Annotated in this window: 17 protein-coding genes; all 17 read right to left on the bottom strand. The window is 72.5% G+C overall.

The annotated features are described in order from the left end of the window. Positions 1-233: 233 nt before the first annotated feature. The 17 genes from AMK21_RS14930 to AMK21_RS35410 all read right to left on the bottom strand — a co-directional run bounded on the left by AMK21_RS14930 (position 234) and on the right by AMK21_RS35410 (position 18,586). A complete protein-coding gene (locus tag AMK21_RS14930) occupies positions 234-800 on the bottom strand; it encodes a YbaK/EbsC family protein (RefSeq protein WP_079181166.1) in 567 nt (188 codons plus the stop codon). 18 nt (positions 801-818) lie between these two features. Next, entirely contained in the window at positions 819-1,565 is a 747-nt protein-coding gene (gene fabG / locus AMK21_RS14925) for a 3-oxoacyl-[acyl-carrier-protein] reductase (protein ID WP_073878050.1), read from the bottom strand. Between the two features lie 25 nt (positions 1,566-1,590). Continuing rightward, complete coding sequence (locus AMK21_RS14920) at positions 1,591-2,076, bottom strand: 3-hydroxyacyl-ACP dehydratase FabZ family protein (protein ID WP_073878048.1); 486 nt, start codon at positions 2,074-2,076, stop codon at positions 1,591-1,593. Next, the gene (locus AMK21_RS14915; protein ID WP_073878046.1) at positions 2,073-2,471 is read right to left on the bottom strand and encodes a 3-hydroxyacyl-ACP dehydratase FabZ family protein; all 399 of its coding nucleotides are present in this window, start codon (positions 2,469-2,471) and stop codon (positions 2,073-2,075) included. Before AMK21_RS14915 ends, AMK21_RS14920 begins: the two co-directional genes overlap by 4 nt. Continuing rightward, the gene (locus AMK21_RS14910) at positions 2,468-2,731 is read right to left on the bottom strand and encodes an acyl carrier protein (RefSeq protein WP_073878044.1); all 264 of its coding nucleotides are present in this window, start codon (positions 2,729-2,731) and stop codon (positions 2,468-2,470) included. Before AMK21_RS14910 ends, AMK21_RS14915 begins: the two co-directional genes overlap by 4 nt. 31 nt (positions 2,732-2,762) lie before the next feature. Next, entirely contained in the window at positions 2,763-3,872 is a 1,110-nt protein-coding gene (locus AMK21_RS14905; RefSeq protein WP_073878042.1) for a beta-ketoacyl synthase N-terminal-like domain-containing protein, read from the bottom strand. A gap of 46 nt (positions 3,873-3,918) precedes the next feature. Continuing rightward, positions 3,919-4,869: a beta-ketoacyl synthase N-terminal-like domain-containing protein gene (locus tag AMK21_RS14900; RefSeq protein WP_073878040.1), complete on the bottom strand. Its 951-nt coding sequence runs from the start codon at positions 4,867-4,869 to the stop codon at positions 3,919-3,921. Further along, positions 4,866-6,005 (bottom strand): beta-ketoacyl-[acyl-carrier-protein] synthase family protein, encoded by a 1,140-nt coding sequence (locus tag AMK21_RS14895; RefSeq protein WP_073878038.1) that lies wholly within the window; start codon positions 6,003-6,005, stop codon positions 4,866-4,868. The genes AMK21_RS14900 and AMK21_RS14895 overlap by 4 nt, the downstream gene beginning before the upstream one ends. Beyond that, positions 6,002-7,258: a beta-ketoacyl-[acyl-carrier-protein] synthase family protein gene (locus AMK21_RS14890; protein WP_079181165.1), complete on the bottom strand. Its 1,257-nt coding sequence runs from the start codon at positions 7,256-7,258 to the stop codon at positions 6,002-6,004. Before AMK21_RS14890 ends, AMK21_RS14895 begins: the two co-directional genes overlap by 4 nt. 139 nt (positions 7,259-7,397) lie before the next feature. After that, positions 7,398-7,655: an acyl carrier protein gene (locus tag AMK21_RS14885; protein WP_073878034.1), complete on the bottom strand. Its 258-nt coding sequence runs from the start codon at positions 7,653-7,655 to the stop codon at positions 7,398-7,400. Between the two features lie 120 nt (positions 7,656-7,775). Beyond that, positions 7,776-9,521, bottom strand: coding sequence for a phytoene desaturase family protein (locus AMK21_RS14880; RefSeq protein WP_234421946.1), 1,746 nt, complete (start codon positions 9,519-9,521; stop codon positions 7,776-7,778). 87 nt (positions 9,522-9,608) lie between these two features. Further along, positions 9,609-10,328 carry a 2-hydroxychromene-2-carboxylate isomerase gene (locus AMK21_RS14875; RefSeq protein WP_073878032.1) on the bottom strand — a complete coding sequence of 240 codons (720 nt, stop codon included), beginning with the start codon at positions 10,326-10,328 and terminating at the stop codon, positions 9,609-9,611. Positions 10,329-10,358: 30 nt separating this feature from the next. Next, the gene (locus AMK21_RS14870) at positions 10,359-11,360 is read right to left on the bottom strand and encodes a hypothetical protein (protein WP_073878030.1); all 1,002 of its coding nucleotides are present in this window, start codon (positions 11,358-11,360) and stop codon (positions 10,359-10,361) included. Between the two features lie 15 nt (positions 11,361-11,375). Beyond that, positions 11,376-12,200: an alpha/beta fold hydrolase gene (locus tag AMK21_RS14865; RefSeq protein ID WP_073878028.1), complete on the bottom strand. Its 825-nt coding sequence runs from the start codon at positions 12,198-12,200 to the stop codon at positions 11,376-11,378. A 294-nt stretch (positions 12,201-12,494) separates the two neighbouring features. Then, positions 12,495-13,697, bottom strand: coding sequence for an NAD(P)/FAD-dependent oxidoreductase (locus tag AMK21_RS14860; RefSeq protein ID WP_073878026.1), 1,203 nt, complete (start codon positions 13,695-13,697; stop codon positions 12,495-12,497). Beyond that, positions 13,694-15,472 carry a non-ribosomal peptide synthetase gene (locus AMK21_RS14855; protein WP_073878024.1) on the bottom strand — a complete coding sequence of 593 codons (1,779 nt, stop codon included), beginning with the start codon at positions 15,470-15,472 and terminating at the stop codon, positions 13,694-13,696. The genes AMK21_RS14860 and AMK21_RS14855 overlap by 4 nt, the downstream gene beginning before the upstream one ends. Positions 15,473-15,535: 63 nt before the next feature. Then, positions 15,536-18,586 (bottom strand): amino acid adenylation domain-containing protein, encoded by a 3,051-nt coding sequence (locus AMK21_RS35410; protein WP_199863200.1) that lies wholly within the window; start codon positions 18,584-18,586, stop codon positions 15,536-15,538. Between the last annotated feature and the right edge of the window lie 5 nt (positions 18,587-18,591).

Below are 18,591 nucleotides of genomic sequence, written 5' to 3'. Positions count from 1 at the left end.
GTTCTGGGCCTCCGTTGTTCTTTGCCGGTGGCCCGGTGGCAGGCCCCGGTTCGGATATGGGCTGGGAACATCCACCGGCGCCGGGTGGCCATCGTAAAAGCGCGCGGCCTGGCGGGGACGGAGCGCTGCAGGTTGCGGAAACACCTCCGCGCGGCGCCCGGGACAGCGCGTCCGCGCAGTCCTGTGCGCCGTGTGCTCCCCCTTCGCAGCACCCTCCACCGGCCGAAAGGGCATCAGGGGAGTTCCGTCGTGGAAGGTGCGGCCCCCACAGGTGAACCGGCAGGCGGTGCGCTGATGCGGGCGGTGCGCGGCCGGACCATGCGAAGGTAGTCCGCGGTCGGCAGCGCCATCGACAGGTCGAGCCGGGCTGCGTTGAAGTACAGCGTGTCGTGCCGGAGCAGGTCCTCGTCGACGATCAGCTCCAGGTCCGGGTGGAAGGAGAACGGGATGATGGAGCCGCTGACCGAGCCGGCAAGCCGCTCCGCGGTGTCCCGGTCCGCGAATCCCGCCCTGCGGCAGCCGGTCAGTCCCGCGATCCGGTCCAGGTCGACGCGCCGGTCCCCGGGCACGACGGCCAGGACGTACCGGCAGGTCCGCTTGGTCGGACGCGCCGCGACCACCAGGCACTTGGCGCCCTGCGCGAGATCGTGCCCGCGCAGGACGCTCGCCTCCCGCGTACGCCCTTCCGGCGCGTGGGGAATCAGCCGGTAGGCGGCACCATGATGGTCCGCCAGCTGCCGCAGACGGGCGCCGGGCTCCGGCACGTCCGCGGTGGGGGGAGAGTTTCCGGCCGTCGTCATGTCAGACCCCGCCGACCCTCATATGGTGATGCCGCCGTCGATCTGGAGGACCGAACCGGTGATGTATCCGGCCCGGTCGCCGGCGAGGTAGGCCACCAGGTCGGCGACCTCCTCGGCTTGGCCGAAGCGCCGCAGCGGGATCTGCTTGGCGGCGTCCTTCCTGACCTTGTCGGTCAGCGCCCCGGTCATGTCGGTCTCGATGAATCCGGGGGCCACCACGTTGGCGCGGATGCCGTAGCGGCCGACCTCCTTGGCGAGTGCCTTGGTGAAGCCGATGATCCCGGCCTTGGAGGCGGAGTAGTTGGACTGCGTCGGGTTGCCGTGGACGCCCGCGACCGAGGAGATGTTGATGATGGAGCCAGCCTTGCGCTTCATCATCTCGAAGATCACGGAGCGGCAGACGTTGTACACCCCGTCGAGGTTGGTGTCCAGGACGCTGTGCCAGTCCTCGTCGGACATCAGCAGCAGCGGATTGTCACGGGTGATGCCCGCGGAGCAGACCACCGTGTCGATCGGGCCGAGTTCGGCCTCCGTCCGGGCGACCCACTCCTTGACCGACGCGGTGTCGGTGACGTCTGCCCGTACGGCCAGCGCACGGACGCCGAGCTCGCCCGCCGCCTTCTCCAGCTCCCGCGCGGCCTGCCCGTTGGACTGGTAGCAGAAACTGACGTCGTGGCCCTCGGCCGCCAGCCGCAGCACGACGGCCCGGCCGATGCCGCGCGATCCCCCGCTCACCAGGGTGACCGGTACTCGCTTCTCTGTCATGACTTCTCTCCTTGCTGGCTGCTGATCAGCCGGAAGCTGCTCCGGCGTGTCGGGGGTCGAGCCGCTCCTGCGGACGGAAGGCGACCGTGACGGAGCCGATGGTCAGCACGGGGTCGGCACCGACCTGGCTGCTCCCTTCGAAGATCACCGTGTCGTCCACCGCGCGCCGCAGCCGGGCGTGGTGCTCGACCACCTCACCGGGGTAGACACGCCGGTGGAGGACCACGTCGCGCAGAGAGCCGAACAGCATGGTCCGGCCGTCGGGGCGGCCGCCGTCCCCGTGCAGGGCCAGGAGCCCGGCAGTCTGCGTCCACGACTCGAGCAACAGGACGTCCGGGTAGGCGAAGTCCTCCTCAGCGGGCGCCGGGCCGAGCCGGGCGTACCACGGTTCGTTGAGCGTGACGGCCTTGACCGACCGGATGCCGTCCTCGTCCACCGAGAGGACCCGGTCGACCAGCAGCATCGGGTACCGGTGCGGCAGCAGGGCGTGGACGCCCGCCGGAGTGATCACGTGTCCGCCCCCTGCCGATAGTGGAAGCGCGCCGAGGCGGCCGGGCCGCCGGCGGTCGCCACCTTCGCGTTGCACCGCCAGCCGTCCTCGCGCGGGATCCAGGTCACCTCGATGTCCAGCACTTCGCCCGGGCGGACGGCGGCCAGGAAGCGGCCTGATTCCACGGCGGCCAGCCGTAGCGGGCCGGCCTCCGGCGGAGGTGCGGCCTCCGCGGCGGAACGCGCGCACTCCAGCACGCACACACCGGGAAAGATCGGGAGGTGCGGATAGTGCCCGGCGAAGACCGGTTCGTCCGCGGCCACCGACACCGAGAAGCGGGCCGTCCACCTCCCCGTCCGCGCGTCGGGGCCCGACTCGCCCACCGGTTGCGCGGCGGCCAGGACCGGACTGGTCACGAACGCTCCCCCAGTTTGCGGCGCACCTCGTCAAAGGCGCTGTTCAGCGTCCTCACCGAGCGCATCTCCTCCTCGGCGAACTTGATGCCGTACGTCCGCTCCAGTACCACGACGACCTCCAGCGCCATCAGGGAGTCGACCCCGAGCGCCTCGACGAAGTCCGTGTCGTCGCCGACCTCGCTCGCGTCGGTGTCGATGGTCTCGGCCAGCAACGTCCGCAGCTCTTCTCGATCGAGCCGGGCCACCGCGTCGATGGACATGTGCTTCCTTCCTGTTACCTGTGAATGCCGGTCAGTGGCCGAGCAGCCGCAGCACGGCACAGGCGACGATGCCGTCGTCGTCCACCGAGGAGACGAGGACCACGCTGCCCGTGGGCGCACCGCCCTGCTCGGCCAGGCTCAGCAGGGACCCGATCTGGAACGCCGCCGAGGCGCCCGAGGTGTCCCCGATCGGAGTGAGGGACGGAGCCCGGTCCAGGGCACCGGCCCCGAAGCGGGCGGTGAGCACCGCGCGTTCCTGATCGCCCGCGGTGCCGGCGAGTTCGGATGCGGAGACCGCCCACACGTCCTCCGCGTTCACCTCCGCGCGCGCCAGGACCCCGTCGAGGCAGGCGTCGAGCACCGGGCTGACCTCGGTGCCGAAGTAGACCCGTGACTCCACGGCCAGCACCTCGGCCAGGGCCCGGCCGTCCTGTCCGGCCGTGGACTCCAGCAGGAAGACGGCGCACCCCTCGCCGAGCAGGGCGCCCGCCGCGTCCTCACGCCGCCGGTGGTGGTCCAGCCACGCCCGTGCGTTCGAGAACTCCTCGACCGCTCCACACAGCACGGTCTCGGCCCGGCCGGAGCCGAGCAGTCCGCCGGCGTAGCTCAGCGCCGAGAGCCCGGCGACCCGGCCGCCGGCGATCGTGGTGTTCGGGCCCTTCAGACGGTGCCAGATCGCGCACTGCCCGGCGGCGCAGTTCATCACCGCGTTCGGCATCAGCGACGGGTCCACGTAGTACGGGCGGTCACCGACCAGGGAAGCGCGGGTGAAGTCCATCATGCTCTGCGCGCTGCCGGTGGTCGTGCCCAGCACCAGGGCGGTCTCCTCGTCACCGCCGCGCCGCCGGCCCTCGCAGTCGCGCAGCAGGTCGCGTACGGCGGTGACGGCCAGGCCGGTCACCCGGTCCATCGACCGGGTGCCCTTCTTGCCGAGGACCTCGCGGAGCGCGAAGCCGGGCACCAGGCAGGCTCTGCCGTCCGGGGTCGCCCACTCCTCGGCGGCCAGGGGCGCCGAGGTACTCGTACCGGCCAGTGTGCCGGTCACAAACTCGTTTTTGCCGATGCCGTGCGGCGACACCGCGGACCACGCGGTGATCACCGGCCGGTTCAGGGTCGCAGACGCGCTCGCCGAATAGGTCATGGTCACATTCCGTCCTGCTCGGGGGAGGTCAAGGCCGATGGGTCTCTCAGACGGCGAGGGGCTCGAAGACCGTCGGGGCGGGCGGCCGCAGCACCAGCGCCGCGGTGCCGTCGTCGTCGTCCCCGCCCGCGACCAGGTACACCGGTCCTCCTGGGCCGGCGGCGAAGCCCCCGATCGCCGCGGCGCACTGCACGACGCCCAACGCACCGGACAACTCGCCCCAGGTGGCGACGAGATCGTGTCCCGGCAGTTCGGCCGGCAGCGCCCCGGCGGCACTGCCGGAGGCGAACCAGCCGACCAGGGAGTCAGGTTCTTCGGCGGCGAGACGGGCGAAGTTCTCGGCCACGCGCGCACCGCGGGTGTGCCCGCCCACCTCGGCCCGCACCGTGGCGCCGCGTGCCGAGGCGACCTCGGCCCGCTCCAGCACCAGCGCAGCCCCGCCGTCGGCGACGGGACCGCCGACGAGTTCGCGGACGATCTCGTTGTCCGGCTCGACGCCGACCACGACCGCCTGGTCGGCTCGGCCCGCGCGCAGCAGGGCGATGCCCCAGCGCACCGCGTCGAGCCCTGAGGCGGGGCCGTTGCACACCATCAGGTTGGGGCCGTGCAGGTGGAACCTGATCGCGATCTCGGAGGCGATGATGTTGCTGGAGGCGTTCGGGGTGTCCATCGGACTCAGGCCGCGGGTGCCCTCGTCCGCGATGGTCCTGGCCACCCGGCAGACGGTGTCCACGTTGCCCAGGTTGGAGCTGACGAGCACCGCCACCCGGGTGCCGTCGACGGTCAGTTCACCGTCGCGCAGCAGGCCCGCGTCGCTCAGCACCCGCTGCCCGGCGACCAGCCCCAGCTGGGTCGCGCGGTCCTTGTACCGCAGGCCCTTCTTTCCGAGGACGGCGGCCGGCTCGACCGGGTCCGAGGGCTGCCGCGCGGCCGCGAGCGCGGCCGCGGAGTCGGCACCCGGAAGGGCTACGCCCACTCCTGTCACACAGATCTTCATGGTCCCTCGACAATCGCCACGGCGTTGATCCCGCCGAATCCGAACCCGTGTACCTGGGCGAGCGAGACCTCGTGCTCGGCCTCCTCGTCACGGACCAGCCGGAGGCCGGCGGCCTCCTCGATCGGCTGCTCCAGTCCGACCAGCGGCGGAACCCTGCCGCTGTCCATCACCTTCAGGGCGACGACCAGGCTCAACAGCCCCGCCGATCCGCTGGTGTGCCCGGTCATCGGCTTGATGCCGGTGACCACGGGGCCGCCCGCGTCCCCGCCGAAGACCTCGGTGTACGCCGAGGCCTCGACCAGGTCGTTGAGCGGGGTCCCGGTGCCGTGCAGCATCAGCAGGTCGATGTCGGCGGGCCGGGTGCCCGCGTGGTGGTGTGCCTGCCGGATCGCCTCGGCGACCTGCTTCTGGTCGGGGGCGGTGGGGTGCTTGGCGTCGCAGGTCATCCCGACCCCGCGCAGCCTCCCCCACAGCCGGCCGCCTGGGCCGGTGACATCCTCGCGGCGCAGCACGACGGCCGCGGCTCCGTCGCCGAGGATCGTGCCCTTGCGGTTGACGTCGAGGGTCCGCAGGGCGCCGGGGGGTTCCGGCTGCACGCGGTCGGCCAGGCCGAACATGCTCTCGGTGATCGAGTCGACGCCGGCGACGATCACGGCGTCGGCCTCGCCGAGCATCAGCATGTCCGCACCGAGCGCCAGCGTGTAGAGCGAGGCGGAGCAGGCGTTGGAGAAGGTGTGTGTGTCCGCGGTGCCGAAGCGGTCGCGCAGGGCGGTGCCGAAGTGGAGCTGCTCCGCTCCGAACGGCACCTTGTCGCGCCACCACAGCTCCGCCGACCGCAGCTCGCGCAGGCCGGTGCCCACCAGGACCGGGCAGTCGGCCAGGTCCTCGCCGAGCCCGGCCGAGCGTGCGGCCTGCCCGACGGCGTCCAGGAGGAATCCGGTGGCCCGCAGGGTCCGGTCGGTTCCCGGCTCGGGCCGGTCGTCGATCTCGAAGAGCTGGGTGCCGTCGTAGAGACCGTGGTCGAATCCGCGCATCGGTCCGAGTCCACCGCGCCCGGCGCAGAGACTGCCGAAGATCTCGTCCACGTCCCGGCCGATGCTCGCGACCGCACCGATACCGGTGATGGGCAGCCTCACCGCTCACCGTCCTGGTACTTGCCGAGGATCACGATGGCGTTGTTGCCGCCGAAGGCGAGCCCGTTGTTCTGCACGATGCGCAGGTCCGCCTCGACGGAGTGGTTGGGCACGCAGTCGATCTCGCACTCGGGGTCGGTCTCACGGTGGTTGATGGTCGGGGGTATGAAGCCGTGGTATGCCGAGAGGGCGCAGGCGATGGCGGCGAGCGCGCTGGCGGCGCCCATCGTGTGGCCGAGCATCGACTTCAGCGAGACGGTGCGCGGCGGGGTGTCGCCGTACACGTCGTGGATGGCCCGCGACTCGGTGACGTCGTTGGCCTTGGTGCCGGTGCCGTGGGCCGATACCAGGTCGACCTCCTGCGCCTTCACGCCGGCGTTCTCCAGCGCGATCTCCATGCACCGGGCGACACTCGCCTGGTTGGGCGCGACCTGGTGGTAGGCGTCGCAGTTCATCCCGTAGCCGAGCACCTCGGCGTAGATGCGCGCGCCGCGCGCCTGCGCGGAGGCCAGGCTCTCCAGCATCAGCACGCCCGCGCCCTCGCCGGTCAGGATGCCCTTGCGGTCGGAGTCGAAGGGGCGGCAGACGTCCGGCGCGATGGTGCCGAGCCGGTAGAAGCCGGTGAACGTCTTGCGGCACATCGCGTCCGCGCCGCCGCAGAGCGCGTAGTCGACCGCGCCGGAGCGGATGGCGTCGAAGCCCTGGCCGATCGCGTAGTTACCGGCCGAGCAGGCGGTGGCGATGGTCACCGCGTCGACGTTGGACAGGCCGAGTTCCTGGGCGGCGGCGATGGACAACCGGTTGGGCGAGATCCGGCGGGCCACGGTCGGGTCCATGGCGGCCGGACCGGAGCTGATCTCGGTCTCCACCAGGTGGTCGAGGTCGTAGGACTCGCCGTCGGTGGTGCCGATGGAGATCATGCCGCGCTGGGCGCGCAGCGTTTCCAGATCGATCCCGGATGCCTCGACGGCCATCCGGGCGGCGGCGACGGAGAACTTCGTCGCCCTGCCCAGCGTCTCCACCGGCAGGCGGTGAATCCAGCGCTCAGGCTCGGACCCGTCGATCTCGCACCCGTTGGCGTGGGCGAAGCCCTCGGTGTCGAACACCGTGATCGGCTTGGCGCCGCTGCGGCCCGCGCGCAGGCCCTCAGCGAATTCATCGGCGCCGACACCGATGCTGGAGAACACGCCGAACCCGGTCAGCACCACCCGGGACGCCGCGTCGTCGTGCATCGCGTCGGAAAGGCTCTCAGACATCAATCTCCCTCGGTACGGCCTGGCTCACCACGGAAAGGGGTCAGGGGCGGAGCACCAGCACTTGGGACCGGGGCGACCGCCGGGACGGAGGGCCGGCGGCTGCGCCGGCCCTCCGTGCTCGCTTCGGGCCGAGCTGTTCCTACTTGGCGGCGATGGACTCACCGACGACGGCGTAGACGCCGTCGAGGTTGACCATCCGCTCCAGTTCGGCCTGGTCGATGGTCACCTTGAACTCCTTCTCCAGGCCGGCGAGGATCTCGATGGCACGCAGCGAGTCCGCCCCGTACTCCTCCTTGAAGAGACCGCTGTCGGTGACCTCGTCCTCCTCGAGTTCGAGGATGTCGCAGACGATCTCCTTGATGCGGGTCCGGTGCTCAGTGGCGATGGTCGTGGTCATGGCGAATCCTTCTCTGATCGTCGATCGGTTCTGCGATCGTTGGGTTCTGCGACCGGTCGGTTCTGGGACCGGTCGTCTCCTGCTCGGCGGACCATCGGCATGACGGTGGTCCGCCCGGTCTCAGCCGGACGTGCCGGCCAGGCGCCGGGCCGCTGCGGAGGGGCCCTGGCGTGTGCGCCGGGAACCGCCCCGGCAGATCTCCCTCGGGTCCCAGCCCTCCGGCCGGTCCGGCAGCAGGTCCGGGTCGCCGAACACCGCTCCCGCCTGGGCACGGGCGAGCAGGGGTGTACCGAGGATCTGGGAGGCGCACGAGATGCCGCCGAGCATGACGCCCGCGACACCGTTGCCCGCTTGGGTGCTGGCGCCGACGACGTGCAGCCCGGTGATGTGTGTCGCCGTGCCCGGACGGGCGGTGCCACCCCACTCGGCCATGCCGAACGGGGTGCCACCGGAGGACAGGGTGTACCGCTCATGGGTGAGCGGGGTCGCCGCCTCCACGTAGGTGAGATGGTCACGCAACGGCCCGAGGGCCTTCTCGGCCGCGCGCAGGGTGGCCTCGGTCAGCTCCTGCTTGCGCCGGAGGTACTGGGCGTTGTGGCGGTAGGCTCCGCCGTCCCCGCCCGCTCCGTCCTCGACGCCCCACCACGCGTGGTCGGGCGGGCACAGGGTCATGACCTGGAGGTTGGCGTGTCCCGGCGGGCAGAGCGTGCTGTTGTCGGGATCCTTGAGCGAGGCGAACGAGCAGAAGAGGAAGGGGACTTCGTCGATGTCGCCCGTCCGTGCCCGTTCGAAGTAGCCGTCGATGTCGTCGGTGTCGTACCACCACAGGTTGGCGTTCGGGCGCTCCCGTAGATCGGTGTCGAGGCCGAGGTAGAGCACCAGCCACGGCATGCCCATCCGCGCGTTGCGGGTGCGGCTGACCAGCGGCTTGGAGAAGTGCTCGGCCCCGACCAGATCGAGGACGGTGCGCCGGTAGTCGGCGTTGGACACCACCAGGTCGGCGGTGACCGTCGCCCCGCCGTTCAGGGCCACACCGGTGACTTTGCGGTCCTCGACCAGGATGCGCCCCACCCTGCTGCGGGTGCGGACCTCCCCGCCGTGTGCCTCGATCACCTCGACCAGACCCGCCGCGAGGGTCTGGCCACCGCCGGCCGGGTAGTAGGCCCCGCGCAGGTAGTGGTCCGTGACGCTGGTATGCCGGGCGACGGTGGCCTGACGCGGCGTCAGGCCGTAGTTCGGGGCCTGCGCGGCCAGTACGGTACGGGCCCGAGGTGAGAGGCCGCAGTGCTGGAAAAGTTCGTCCAACGTCCGCCTGCCCCACTCCCGTACGGTCACGGTGCCGTCCGCGATGTCCTGAACCGACCAGGCGTGGGCCTCGAACAGGGCGGAGCGCTGCTCGGCGCCGACGGCCGAACAGATGTCGGTGAAGGTGCGCAGCCCCGGGGCCTCCTCCGGCATCGCGGCGATGAGCCGCTGCCGGTACGCGGACCAGCCGGCCGGCATGTCCACCGACGCGCCGGGCACCCTGATCAGATCGAAGCCGTTCTGGTCCATCTCCAGGAACTCGACCCTGCCGCCCAGCCCCACGCCGTTCAGGACGGACGGGATGACGCCGCCGGGCGCGCAGTCGCCGAGGTAGTGGACGCCGACGTCGAACTCGTAGCTGCGGCGGCGGCGGAAGACGTGGCTGTTGCCGCCGACCACCGAGAACTGCTCCAGCACCAGGACGCGACGGCCCGCGGTGGCCAGGTAGGCCGCGGTGGTCAGTCCACCCAGGCCGGCGCCCACCACGACAGCGTCCCAGTGGTCGCCGCCCGCTGAGCGCCGCACGGCTCCGCGCCCGGTGTCGTCGGGGTTGCTGTCCACAGTCGTCTCCTCGTCGCTTGCCGCAGTACTCGTTCGTTGGTCGGTGAGGCCGGCGGCCGCGTTCCGTGTCGCGGCCGCCGGCCGGTCTCAGCCGCAGCCGCCGGCGTGGCCCTGGTCCCCGCCGGCCGGAAGCAGGTCGGCGTGGGTGGCCGGGTCCGGTGCCCCGACCGCGGGTGCGGCGGGCCGCTCCGCGCCGCGGACGGCCCGGACGAAGGGTTCGACCCGGTCGAGGCCCCAGTACTTGTCCCGGCCGTTGATGAAGAACGGCACCCCGAAGAGGCCGTCGTGGGCCGACTCCGCGAGCAGTTCCGCACCCCGGCCGCGCAGCTCCGCGTCATCGGCGGCGGTCGACAACCGCTGCGCGTCCAGGCCCAGTTCGGTCGCGATCTCCGCGATCACCGCGGGCTCGGAGATGTTCTTCCCGTCCTGCCAGCGGGCCCGGTAGGCCGCCGCCACGAAGTCCTTGCCGCGGCCCTCGTCCTCGGCGGCGATCCACGCGAGGTGAGCGACCTCCCAGCACGGGTCGCGGTCGATCGGCCAGCTGATCCGGTCCAGCCCGCGGTCGGTCGCGAGCCTGCGGGTGTCCTGCAGGATGTAGAAGTTCTTCGCCCTGCTCATGGCGACGATCGGAAGGGTGACTCCCTCCTGCGCCAGCAGCTTCGCGGTCCACTCGTCCGGCTCCCAGAACGGCAGCCAGTCGATGGCTTCGAGCACATCGGGGTGGTCGGACGTCAGGTCGCGGTAGGCGAACCAGGAATAGGGACTGCGCAGGGAGAAGTACCAGCGCGGCGGGCGCTTGGGGGCCATCGGTCCTCCGGGTCTGGGGTCGTCGTGGGGTTACGCGCCGCGCAGCGCGCGCAGAACCTCGTCGTCGAAGACAGTCATCTGCCATTCGGCGTCCGGTGATTCCTTGTGGCAGTAGCCGTGGGTGATCGAACCGGTGGCGGTCTGGACGAGCTTGCCGTCCCGCACGACGTAGAAGTCCACGCGGGAGGTGTAGAGCATGTCCTTGAAGACGGACTCGACCGTGTAGACGGTGTAGAGGTTCTCCTCCATGATCGTCTCGTCGGTGAAGTGGATCTTGCACTGCGTCACGACGGGGATCCAGCCGCGCTCGTTGAGCATCCGCTTGATGCTGATGCCGCGCGAGGCGACGAAGACGTGCTTCGCCTCCTCCATCTGACGCAGGTAGCCCGACATCTGCATGCGCTCGGTGAAGTGGCAGTAGTAGTAGGGGACCTTCCACTTCCAGCCGACCGCGTTCTCGTCGCCGATGATCTCGGCGAGCACCGGGTCGGTGTCGCTGCCCTCACCGCGGTGCACGGCGCCGGCGAAGTCGTCGACCGGGGTGGCGGTGAGCTTGGTGGGCTCGGCGGTGGCGAGGCGGTCGACGACGAAGCGCTCCAGTTCCGCCGGGAGGGGGGCGGTTGCCTCGACGTTGGTGTCGCGGCGCAGCAGCACCCGCAGCTTGGAGCTAACGGCCTTCTTCGGCGCTCCGTCCCGCTGGACGGTGGCCGTCACGGCGAAGACCATCGCCGCGTCGGTGCTCTTCGTCTTCGGCGTGACCTCCAGGAGTACGTCGTCGTCGAGGGTGAGCACCGTGTGCAGCCGGGTGTCGAGGCCGGTCACGTCGAAGTTGACGCCGTGGACGAGGAACAGCTCGGTGGCGCCGAGGCCGACGGCCCGGAAGTGGTCGAGGACGGCTGCCTCAAGCAGGTAGTTGACGCACTTGAAGCCGATGGCGGTGTTGATGTTGCCGCCCTCGTAGGGCGGGCGCATGGTCACCGCGCTCGGCTCGTTCAGCAGTTTCTTGAGCTCGACGTCGGACAGGGTGGTCATCGTGTGCTCCCGTACTCAGTTGACCGCCGCCGGGGTGTGCCCGGCGGACAGGGTGGCGAGGAATTGCTGGACAGCGAGCGAGAACCGCTCCGGCCGCTCCGCCATCGGGGTGTGCCCGCAGCCGGCGATCCGCTCCATCGACGCCCGGCCCAGCTCGCCGGCCAGGGCCTCGGCTTCGGCGGGCGGTGCGACCGTGTCGCTGTCGCCCACGACGAGGTGGACGGGCAGGTCGATTCGGTCGAGGGCCAGGAAGGGCGTCCGCAGATAGGCGTCGAGATAGCGGACCGCCCAGTACGGGCCCAGCCGTGCGCAGGCGAGTTCGGCCATGTCGGCCCGGACGCCCGGGTCCAGGCCGTTGCGGGACATCAGCTCGATGTGGTCCTCCGCGCTGCGCCGCATCGCCGTCAGGTTCCCCGGCAGTTCGGCCCAGGAGAAGTCCTTGGGCTGCTTCCGGTAGAACGGTGAGACCAGCACCAGGGCGCGGATGCCGAGCTCCTCCCGCGGATCGGCGCCGGCGACCGCCAGGTCCGACAGCAGCTGCAGCAGCAGGATCGTCGCGTAGGAGTGCGCGATCACCACGTCGGCGCCGCCGGGGACCTGCCGGATCGCCGTGTCGATCCAGGTGCTCTCGGCCCGCTCGGCCACGGCGTACGGACCGCCGGAGCGCCACGGCAGCCCCGCCGTCCACAGGTCGAGCGCCGGCGGCCGGTGGACGACGAAGGGGTCCCAGCAGCTCTCGCTGCTGCCGAGGCCGTGCAGCAGCAGGGCGCGGTCGCCCGCTTGCGCGGACGTACCCCGCTGCCGGAGCACGAGCGGCTCGACATCGCTGTCTCGGAACACCGGGAAACCCTTCAGAAGGAGTTGGGACGGGGACAGAGGAGAATGGTGAACGGGGACGGAGTCCGGTCCGGCAGGCGTCCGCCGGCGGCCATGGGGCTCGGCAGCCGGATCTTCCGGTGCGGTAAGCCCGTTCGGACAAGCGAGAAGGGCGGTACCCGCGTCGGGGCGATGCAGCACCGAAGGTGACCGGCGGGCGACTGTCCCTGCGATTCGGTTACCAGTTCTCCGTCGGCGCTGGTCCGATCGTGCCGGAGAATCCCCGCGATCCGACAGGCCTGTTTCAGCAAGCTGCGACTACAGGGCTTTCCACGCACTCACGATGTCGTCCGCTCCGGCCGGCGCGGCCATCGAACGGCGGGCCGCCATGAGTGCCTTCGGCCAGTTCACGGTCAGCGCGGCGCACAGCCGGGGGCCGCGGTGGTAGGCCACGGCGAAGCGCCTGCGCGGGCCGTCGGCGCGCACCGTGCTCACTTCGGTGTCCGGCTCGGGGTGGCCGAGCAGCGCGATCTTCCCGCCGTACAGGTCGGACCAGACGAACCGTTCGTGCCGGTGGGCCGTCCGCCCCGGTCCGAGGATGTCGCGCACGACGACGTCCGCCTGCTCCACCGCGTTGGTCCAGTGCTCGACGCGCACGTGCCGGCCGAGCAGCGGGTCGCGGCAGCGGGCGACGTCCCCGATCGCGTACACCGTCCGTCCGGCGTCGACGGCGCAGTACTCGTCGCAGAGCACCCCGCCGTCGGCCTCCAGGGGCAGGCCGGAGCCGGCCAGCCAGTCCGTCGCGGGCCGGACGCCGACGCCGACGACGACGGCGTCGGCGGGCAGCGTGGTGCCGTCGCCGAGCCGCACCCCGGTGACCTCCCGGCCGCCGACCAGTCCGGTGACCGGGGCGCCGCCGATCAGCCGTACGCCGTTGTCCGTGTGCAGCAGGGCCAGCTCGGCCGCCACCTCCTCACCGAGGAGCCCGGACAGCGGGGTGCCCGCCGCCTCCACGAGGGTCACCGCGATACCGCGCGCACGGGCGGTCGAGGCCACCTCGGCGCCGACGAAGCCGCCGCCGACGATCACCAGGCTCCCGGAGCCGATGTGCTCCAGCTGGTCCCGCAGCCGCAGGGAGTCGGCCAGCGTCCGCAGGACGTGGACGCCCCGGTGCGACATGCCGGGCAGCGTGCGGGGCACAGCTCCGCAGGCCAGCACCAGCCGGTCGTAGGGGAGTTCGTCGCCGGAGTCCAGCCGCAGGACGCGGCGGGCCGGGTCGAGGGACTCGGCGGCGGCGACGTGCCGCCGGGCCGCCCACTCCTCCGGGTCCCCCAGGGAGGCCCGTTCGGGGGCCCAGTCGCCGGCGAGCACCTGCTTGGACAGCGGGGGCCGGTCGTAGGGCGCGTCCGGGTCGGGGTCGACGAGCGCGAGGGCGCCGGTGTAACCCGCGCCCCGCAGCCCGGACGCGACCCTGCTGCCGGCCACCGAGGCCCCCACGACCACCACACGGTCGACGGTCATGACGCCGCTTCGCCGGTCGCGGCGGGCTCCGCGGACCCGACATGGCCGGCCAGGGCCCGCGGGGTGCGCAGTTCCAGGACGTCACGCAGTCCGAACGCCCAGCCGGCCTTGCGGGCCTTCCCCGCGAGCCGCACGGCCCGCAGGCTGTTGCCGCCCCGGTGGAAGAAGTCGTCGTCCAGGTGGACCGTCGGCACCTCCAGGATGTCCGCGAACAGGGCGCACATCCGCTTCTCGCCGGGAGTGCCGGGCGCCGCGCCCGCCGCCCCCTGCGGGGCCGGAGGTTCGGGCAGCGCGGCCTGGTCGAGTTTGCCGTTCGCGGTCAGCGGCAGCTCGTCGAGGGCCATGATCCTGGACGGCACCATGTACGCGGGCAGCAGGTGCGAGAGGGCGTCGCGCAGCGCGGAGGGATCCGCCGGCACCCCGTCCTCCGGTACGACGTAACCGGCCAGGTAGCGGTCGCCGGACCGGTCCTCGCGCGCGACGGCGGCGGCCTGCCGGACGCCGGGGTGCGATCCGAGCACCGACGCGACCTCGCCGAGTTCGATCCGGTAGCCGTGGATCTTCACCTGGTCGTCGGTGCGGCCGAGGTACTCGAACACCCCGTCCGGGCGGATTCGGGCGATGTCCCCGGTGCGGTACATCCGGCCGCCGCCGAAGGGGTCGGCCACGAACCGCTCCGCCGTGAGTCCGGGGCGGGAGAGGTAGCCGCGCGCGACCTGGACGCCCGCGATGTACAGTTCGCCGGCCGCGCCGGGACCGACCGGCTCCAGCCGTTCGTCCAGCACGTGCAGGACGGTGCCCGGCGTCGGTACGCCGATGGGGGTGGCCCCCGGGGCGATCTCCTCGTGCGGGCCGATCCGGAACGTGCAGCAGCCGACGGTCGCCTCCGTGGGGCCGTACTCGTTGATCACCGCCGCCCCGGGGTGGGCGCGGCGCCACCGCTCGACGACGTCGCCGAGCAGCATCTCGCCGCCCACCACCAGTTCACGGGTGGGCGAGAGCGTGCCGGGGAGCACGGTCAGCAGGGGCAGGTGCGAGGGGGTCGCCTTGACGAAGCCCGGACGGTCCGCCGGAGCGCCGTCCTCCGGTTCGCGGTCCAGGGAGGCGACCCGCAGGCAGCCGCCGAGCAGCAGCGGCCCGTACAGCGCGGTGACGGTGAGGTCGAAGGCGACCGGGGAGTGCAGCAACGCCCCGTCCGCCAGTCCCGGGTACTCGGCGAGGGCGAAGTCCAGGTAGGCCGTCAGGGTGTCGTGCTGGACGGCCACCCCCTTGGGGCGGCCGGTCGACCCGGAGGTGTGGATGACGTAGGCGAGGCTCCCCGCGGTGAGCGGAGCCCTCCGGTCGGCGTCGGAGGGGTCGTGGTGCGGCAGCCCGGCCCGCGCGGCGTCGGCGAGGGCCGCCGCCACCGTCGTCGTCGCGGGCCCGCCGGCCGGGCCCGGTCGCGCGGGGGATTCCCCGAGCACGAGGTCCAGTCCGGTGTCCTCGACGATGAACGCGATCCGCTCGGCCGGGGCGTCGCTGTCCATCGGGACGTAGGCGGCACCGGACTTGAGGATGCCGAGCAGCGCCACCACCAGGTCGGCCGACCTGGGCAGCCTGACCCCGACCAGGCGCTCCGGGCCGATGCCCCGGTCGATCAGGTGGTGGGCCAGCTGGTTGGCGCGGGTGTTCAGCTCGGCGTAGCTCAGCTCCTGCGCGCCGGAGCGGACAGCGACGGCGTGCGGGGCGCGTGCCGCCTGTCGCTGAAAGAGGTCGGGCAGCAGCCTGTCAGCCATCGTCTCTTCCCTCGGTTCGAAGATCTGGTGGGACGGGACGTCGGGGTCCCGTGGGGGTGGGGGTCACGCGGATCGCTCCTCGGCCAGCCGGCGGATCGTGGGGTACAGGTAGAGCTCCCGCATGGAGACCGTGGCGCCGCCGCGCCGGCGCAGCGCCGCGCCGACCCGCATGGCCAGCAGCGAGTTGCCACCGAGGTCGAAGAAGTTGTCGTCCGGTCCGACGGGGGTGCCGAGCACGTCCTGCCAGATGTCGAGCAGCACTGCGGTGAAGGCGTCCTGCGGCTCCGCGGCGGCGGTGTCCCCGGCCGCGTCGTGGCGGGGGGCGCCACCCTCGGCGGGGTCGGTCGCGGGGGCGGCGGATACCCTCGGCGCCGGGGCGGGGGCGGGCAGCCGGCTCGCGTCGAGCTTGCCGTTGGCGGTCAGCGGCATCCGGTCGAGCAAGGTGATCGTCGGCGGCACCATGTACGTCGGCAGGTACCGGGCGGCCCGTTGCCGCACGGCGGCGGTGTCCTCGCCTTCCAGCACTACGAACGCGTCGAGCCGGGCGGTCGCCGGGTCCTGCGGATCGGTGCGGTTGAGCACGACGGCGGCGGCCGTGACCAGCGGATCGTCCAGGAGCACGGCTCGGATCTCGTCCAGCTCGATGCGGAAGCCGCGCAGCTTGACCTGGTTGTCCAGTCGGCCGAGGTGTTCCAGACGGCCGTCGGGCAGCAGCCGCCCCCTGTCCCCGCTGCGGTACACGCGCTCCCCGGTGCCCGGGTCGGTGAGGAACCGCTGCTCGGTGAGGTCGGGCCGGTTCAGGTAGTGCGCGGCGACGCCCGCGCCGCCGACGAGGATTTCCCCGGCGACGCCGGCCGGCAGCGGCCGGCCCGCGGGGTCGGCGATGCGCACCCACCAGCCGGGCAGGGCGTGTCCGACCGACCTCGATCCGGTGAGCGCGTCGGCCCGGGTGACGGTCTGCGCGGTCACGTGCACGGTGGTCTCGGTGATGCCGTACATGTTGACCACCCGGCACTCAGTCTCCGGGTGCCGGTCGAACCAGGGCAGCAGCACCCGTGGTTCCAGGCCCTCGCCGCCGAAGACCACCAGCCGTACGGGAACCGGGGCGGCACCGTCGCGCTCGACCTCCAGCAACTGGGCGAAGGCCGACGGCGTCTGGCTCAGCACGGAGACCCGTTCCTCCAGGAGCAGCCGGTGGAACTCCTCCGGGGAGCGCGACACCCAGTAGGGCACCACGACCAGCCGCCCGCCGGTGAGCAGGCAGCCCCAGATCTCCCACACCGAGAAGTCGAAGGCGCTGGAGTGGAACAGGGTCCAGGCGTCGTCCGGGCCGAGACCGAGATTCCCGGTCGTGGCGGCCATCAGGCTGAGCACGTTCGCGTGCGGGATGACCACGCCCTTGGGGCGGCCGGTGGATCCGGACGTGTAGATCACGTACGCCGGGTCCTGCGGCCCGGTCGTGGAGGGCGGCGGCCCGTCGCACGTCTCGGGGGCGAGGTCCGCGAGCGCGGCCGTGCCGATCACCCGCACGTTCCCGTCGTCCGCGGGGAACTCCGCGTGGTCGGTGACGACGGTGACGAGCCCGGCGTCGGCCGTGGTGTGCGCCAGCCGCTCGCGCGGGTGGGCGGGATCCATCGGTACGTAGACGGCTCCCGCCCTGAGCACCGAGAGGAGAGTGACGACCAGCTCGGCGGACCGCTCCAGGCACACGCCGACCCGATCGCCGTCGGCCACGCCGAGCGAGCGCAGGGCGTACGCCAACCGGTCGGCCCGGCCGTCCAGTTCGCGGTAGGTCATGCCCGCGCCGTCGAAGGACACGGCGATCGCGTCGGGCCGGGACGCCGCGACGGCGGCGACGGCGGCGTCGATGCGCCGCGGCTCGGCTGCGGGCAGCGGGGCGGGCCGGCCGAGGGCGGCGAGCCACCGCAGTTCGTCCTCGTCCAGCAGCTCCAGGTCCGCGACCGGCAGATCGGGCGACTCGGCGAGCATCCGGTGTGCCCGGACCACATGGCGCAGGAGCTGGTCGGCGGTGCCGGCGAGCATCCTGCGCGCCGAGACGTCGCACCGAAGCTCCCGGCCGCCGGCGTCGCGGACCACGGAGAGGGTCACGGGGAACGGGGCGCGCTGGAAGGGCCGGTAGGCGACCGGCACCGCGCCGGGGAGCTTCGCCGGCTCGCCGTCGTGGACGGTGATCCCCACGGCGGGCCCGGCGGCGATGTCGCCGACCACCGGTTCCAGGCTCTGCCGGAGCTCGTCCGTGTGCCAGGACGGGGCGTCCGCCAGGGCCGCGCGGACCTGCTTGTCCGCGCTGCCGAGGGTGCTCGCGGGGTCGGCGTCGACGGGGACCAGGGCGATCCCCTCCACGCCGTGCGGGTCGAGGGGATCGGGCGCCAGTGCGGCGAGGACGGGCCGGGTCATGTCCTCGTAGCGGGCGAGGACGAGACCGAGCGCGGCCGCCCAGCTCCCGCCGTCGCCCGCCGGATGGTCCCCCGGCAGTCGCAGCACCCGGGTCTGCGCCGTGTCGGGGCCGTGGGGCCGGCCCAGTCCCCAGTCCAGCTGGGCGTCGAACCGGGCGTCGGCGAAGGCGTCGGCCCGTCCCGGGGCGTCGGCCCCGCCACGCGGCGCGGCGGCGGGCCCGGCGACTTCGCCGCTCAGCACCGCGGCGGTGAAGTCGTGCAGCCCGGCGGCCCCGAGGGCCGCGCGGTGCGCGACCACGACGAGCTCGCCCACCCCGTCCGCGTAGTCCAGCAGCACGGCCCGCACCGGGGCGTCCCGGTGGGCGACGAGCGGCCGGACCAGCTCCCGCTCCCGGCGGCGTACGGCGTCGGGCCCGTCCGAACGGAACGGCACCGGCTCGTGCCACCACCACGCGGTCCCGGGGAGGACGGCGGGGCTCCCGGTGACGGCCGGGAGCCCCGCCGCCAGGGCGGCGAACCGCTCGGCCGTCTCCTCGCGCCGCTGCGGGGACATGATGCCGGTGAGCCGTACGCACAGGGCGTGGCATACGGCGCCGGGCGTTGCCGAGACGTGGTCCGCGGCCCGGTCACGGGGGTGGAGGAGAGTGCGCCGCGCCGGCGTGAGAGCGGCGACGGCATCCTGTTCAGAGATCGACACGACTG

Origin of the sequence: Streptomyces sp. CB00316 (genome assembly GCF_001905595.1) — a bacterium.
Classification (GTDB): domain Bacteria; phylum Actinomycetota; class Actinomycetes; order Streptomycetales; family Streptomycetaceae; genus Streptomyces.
Note: the sequence above shows the minus strand (reverse complement) of the source record. Positions and strands in the feature narration are given on the sequence as shown.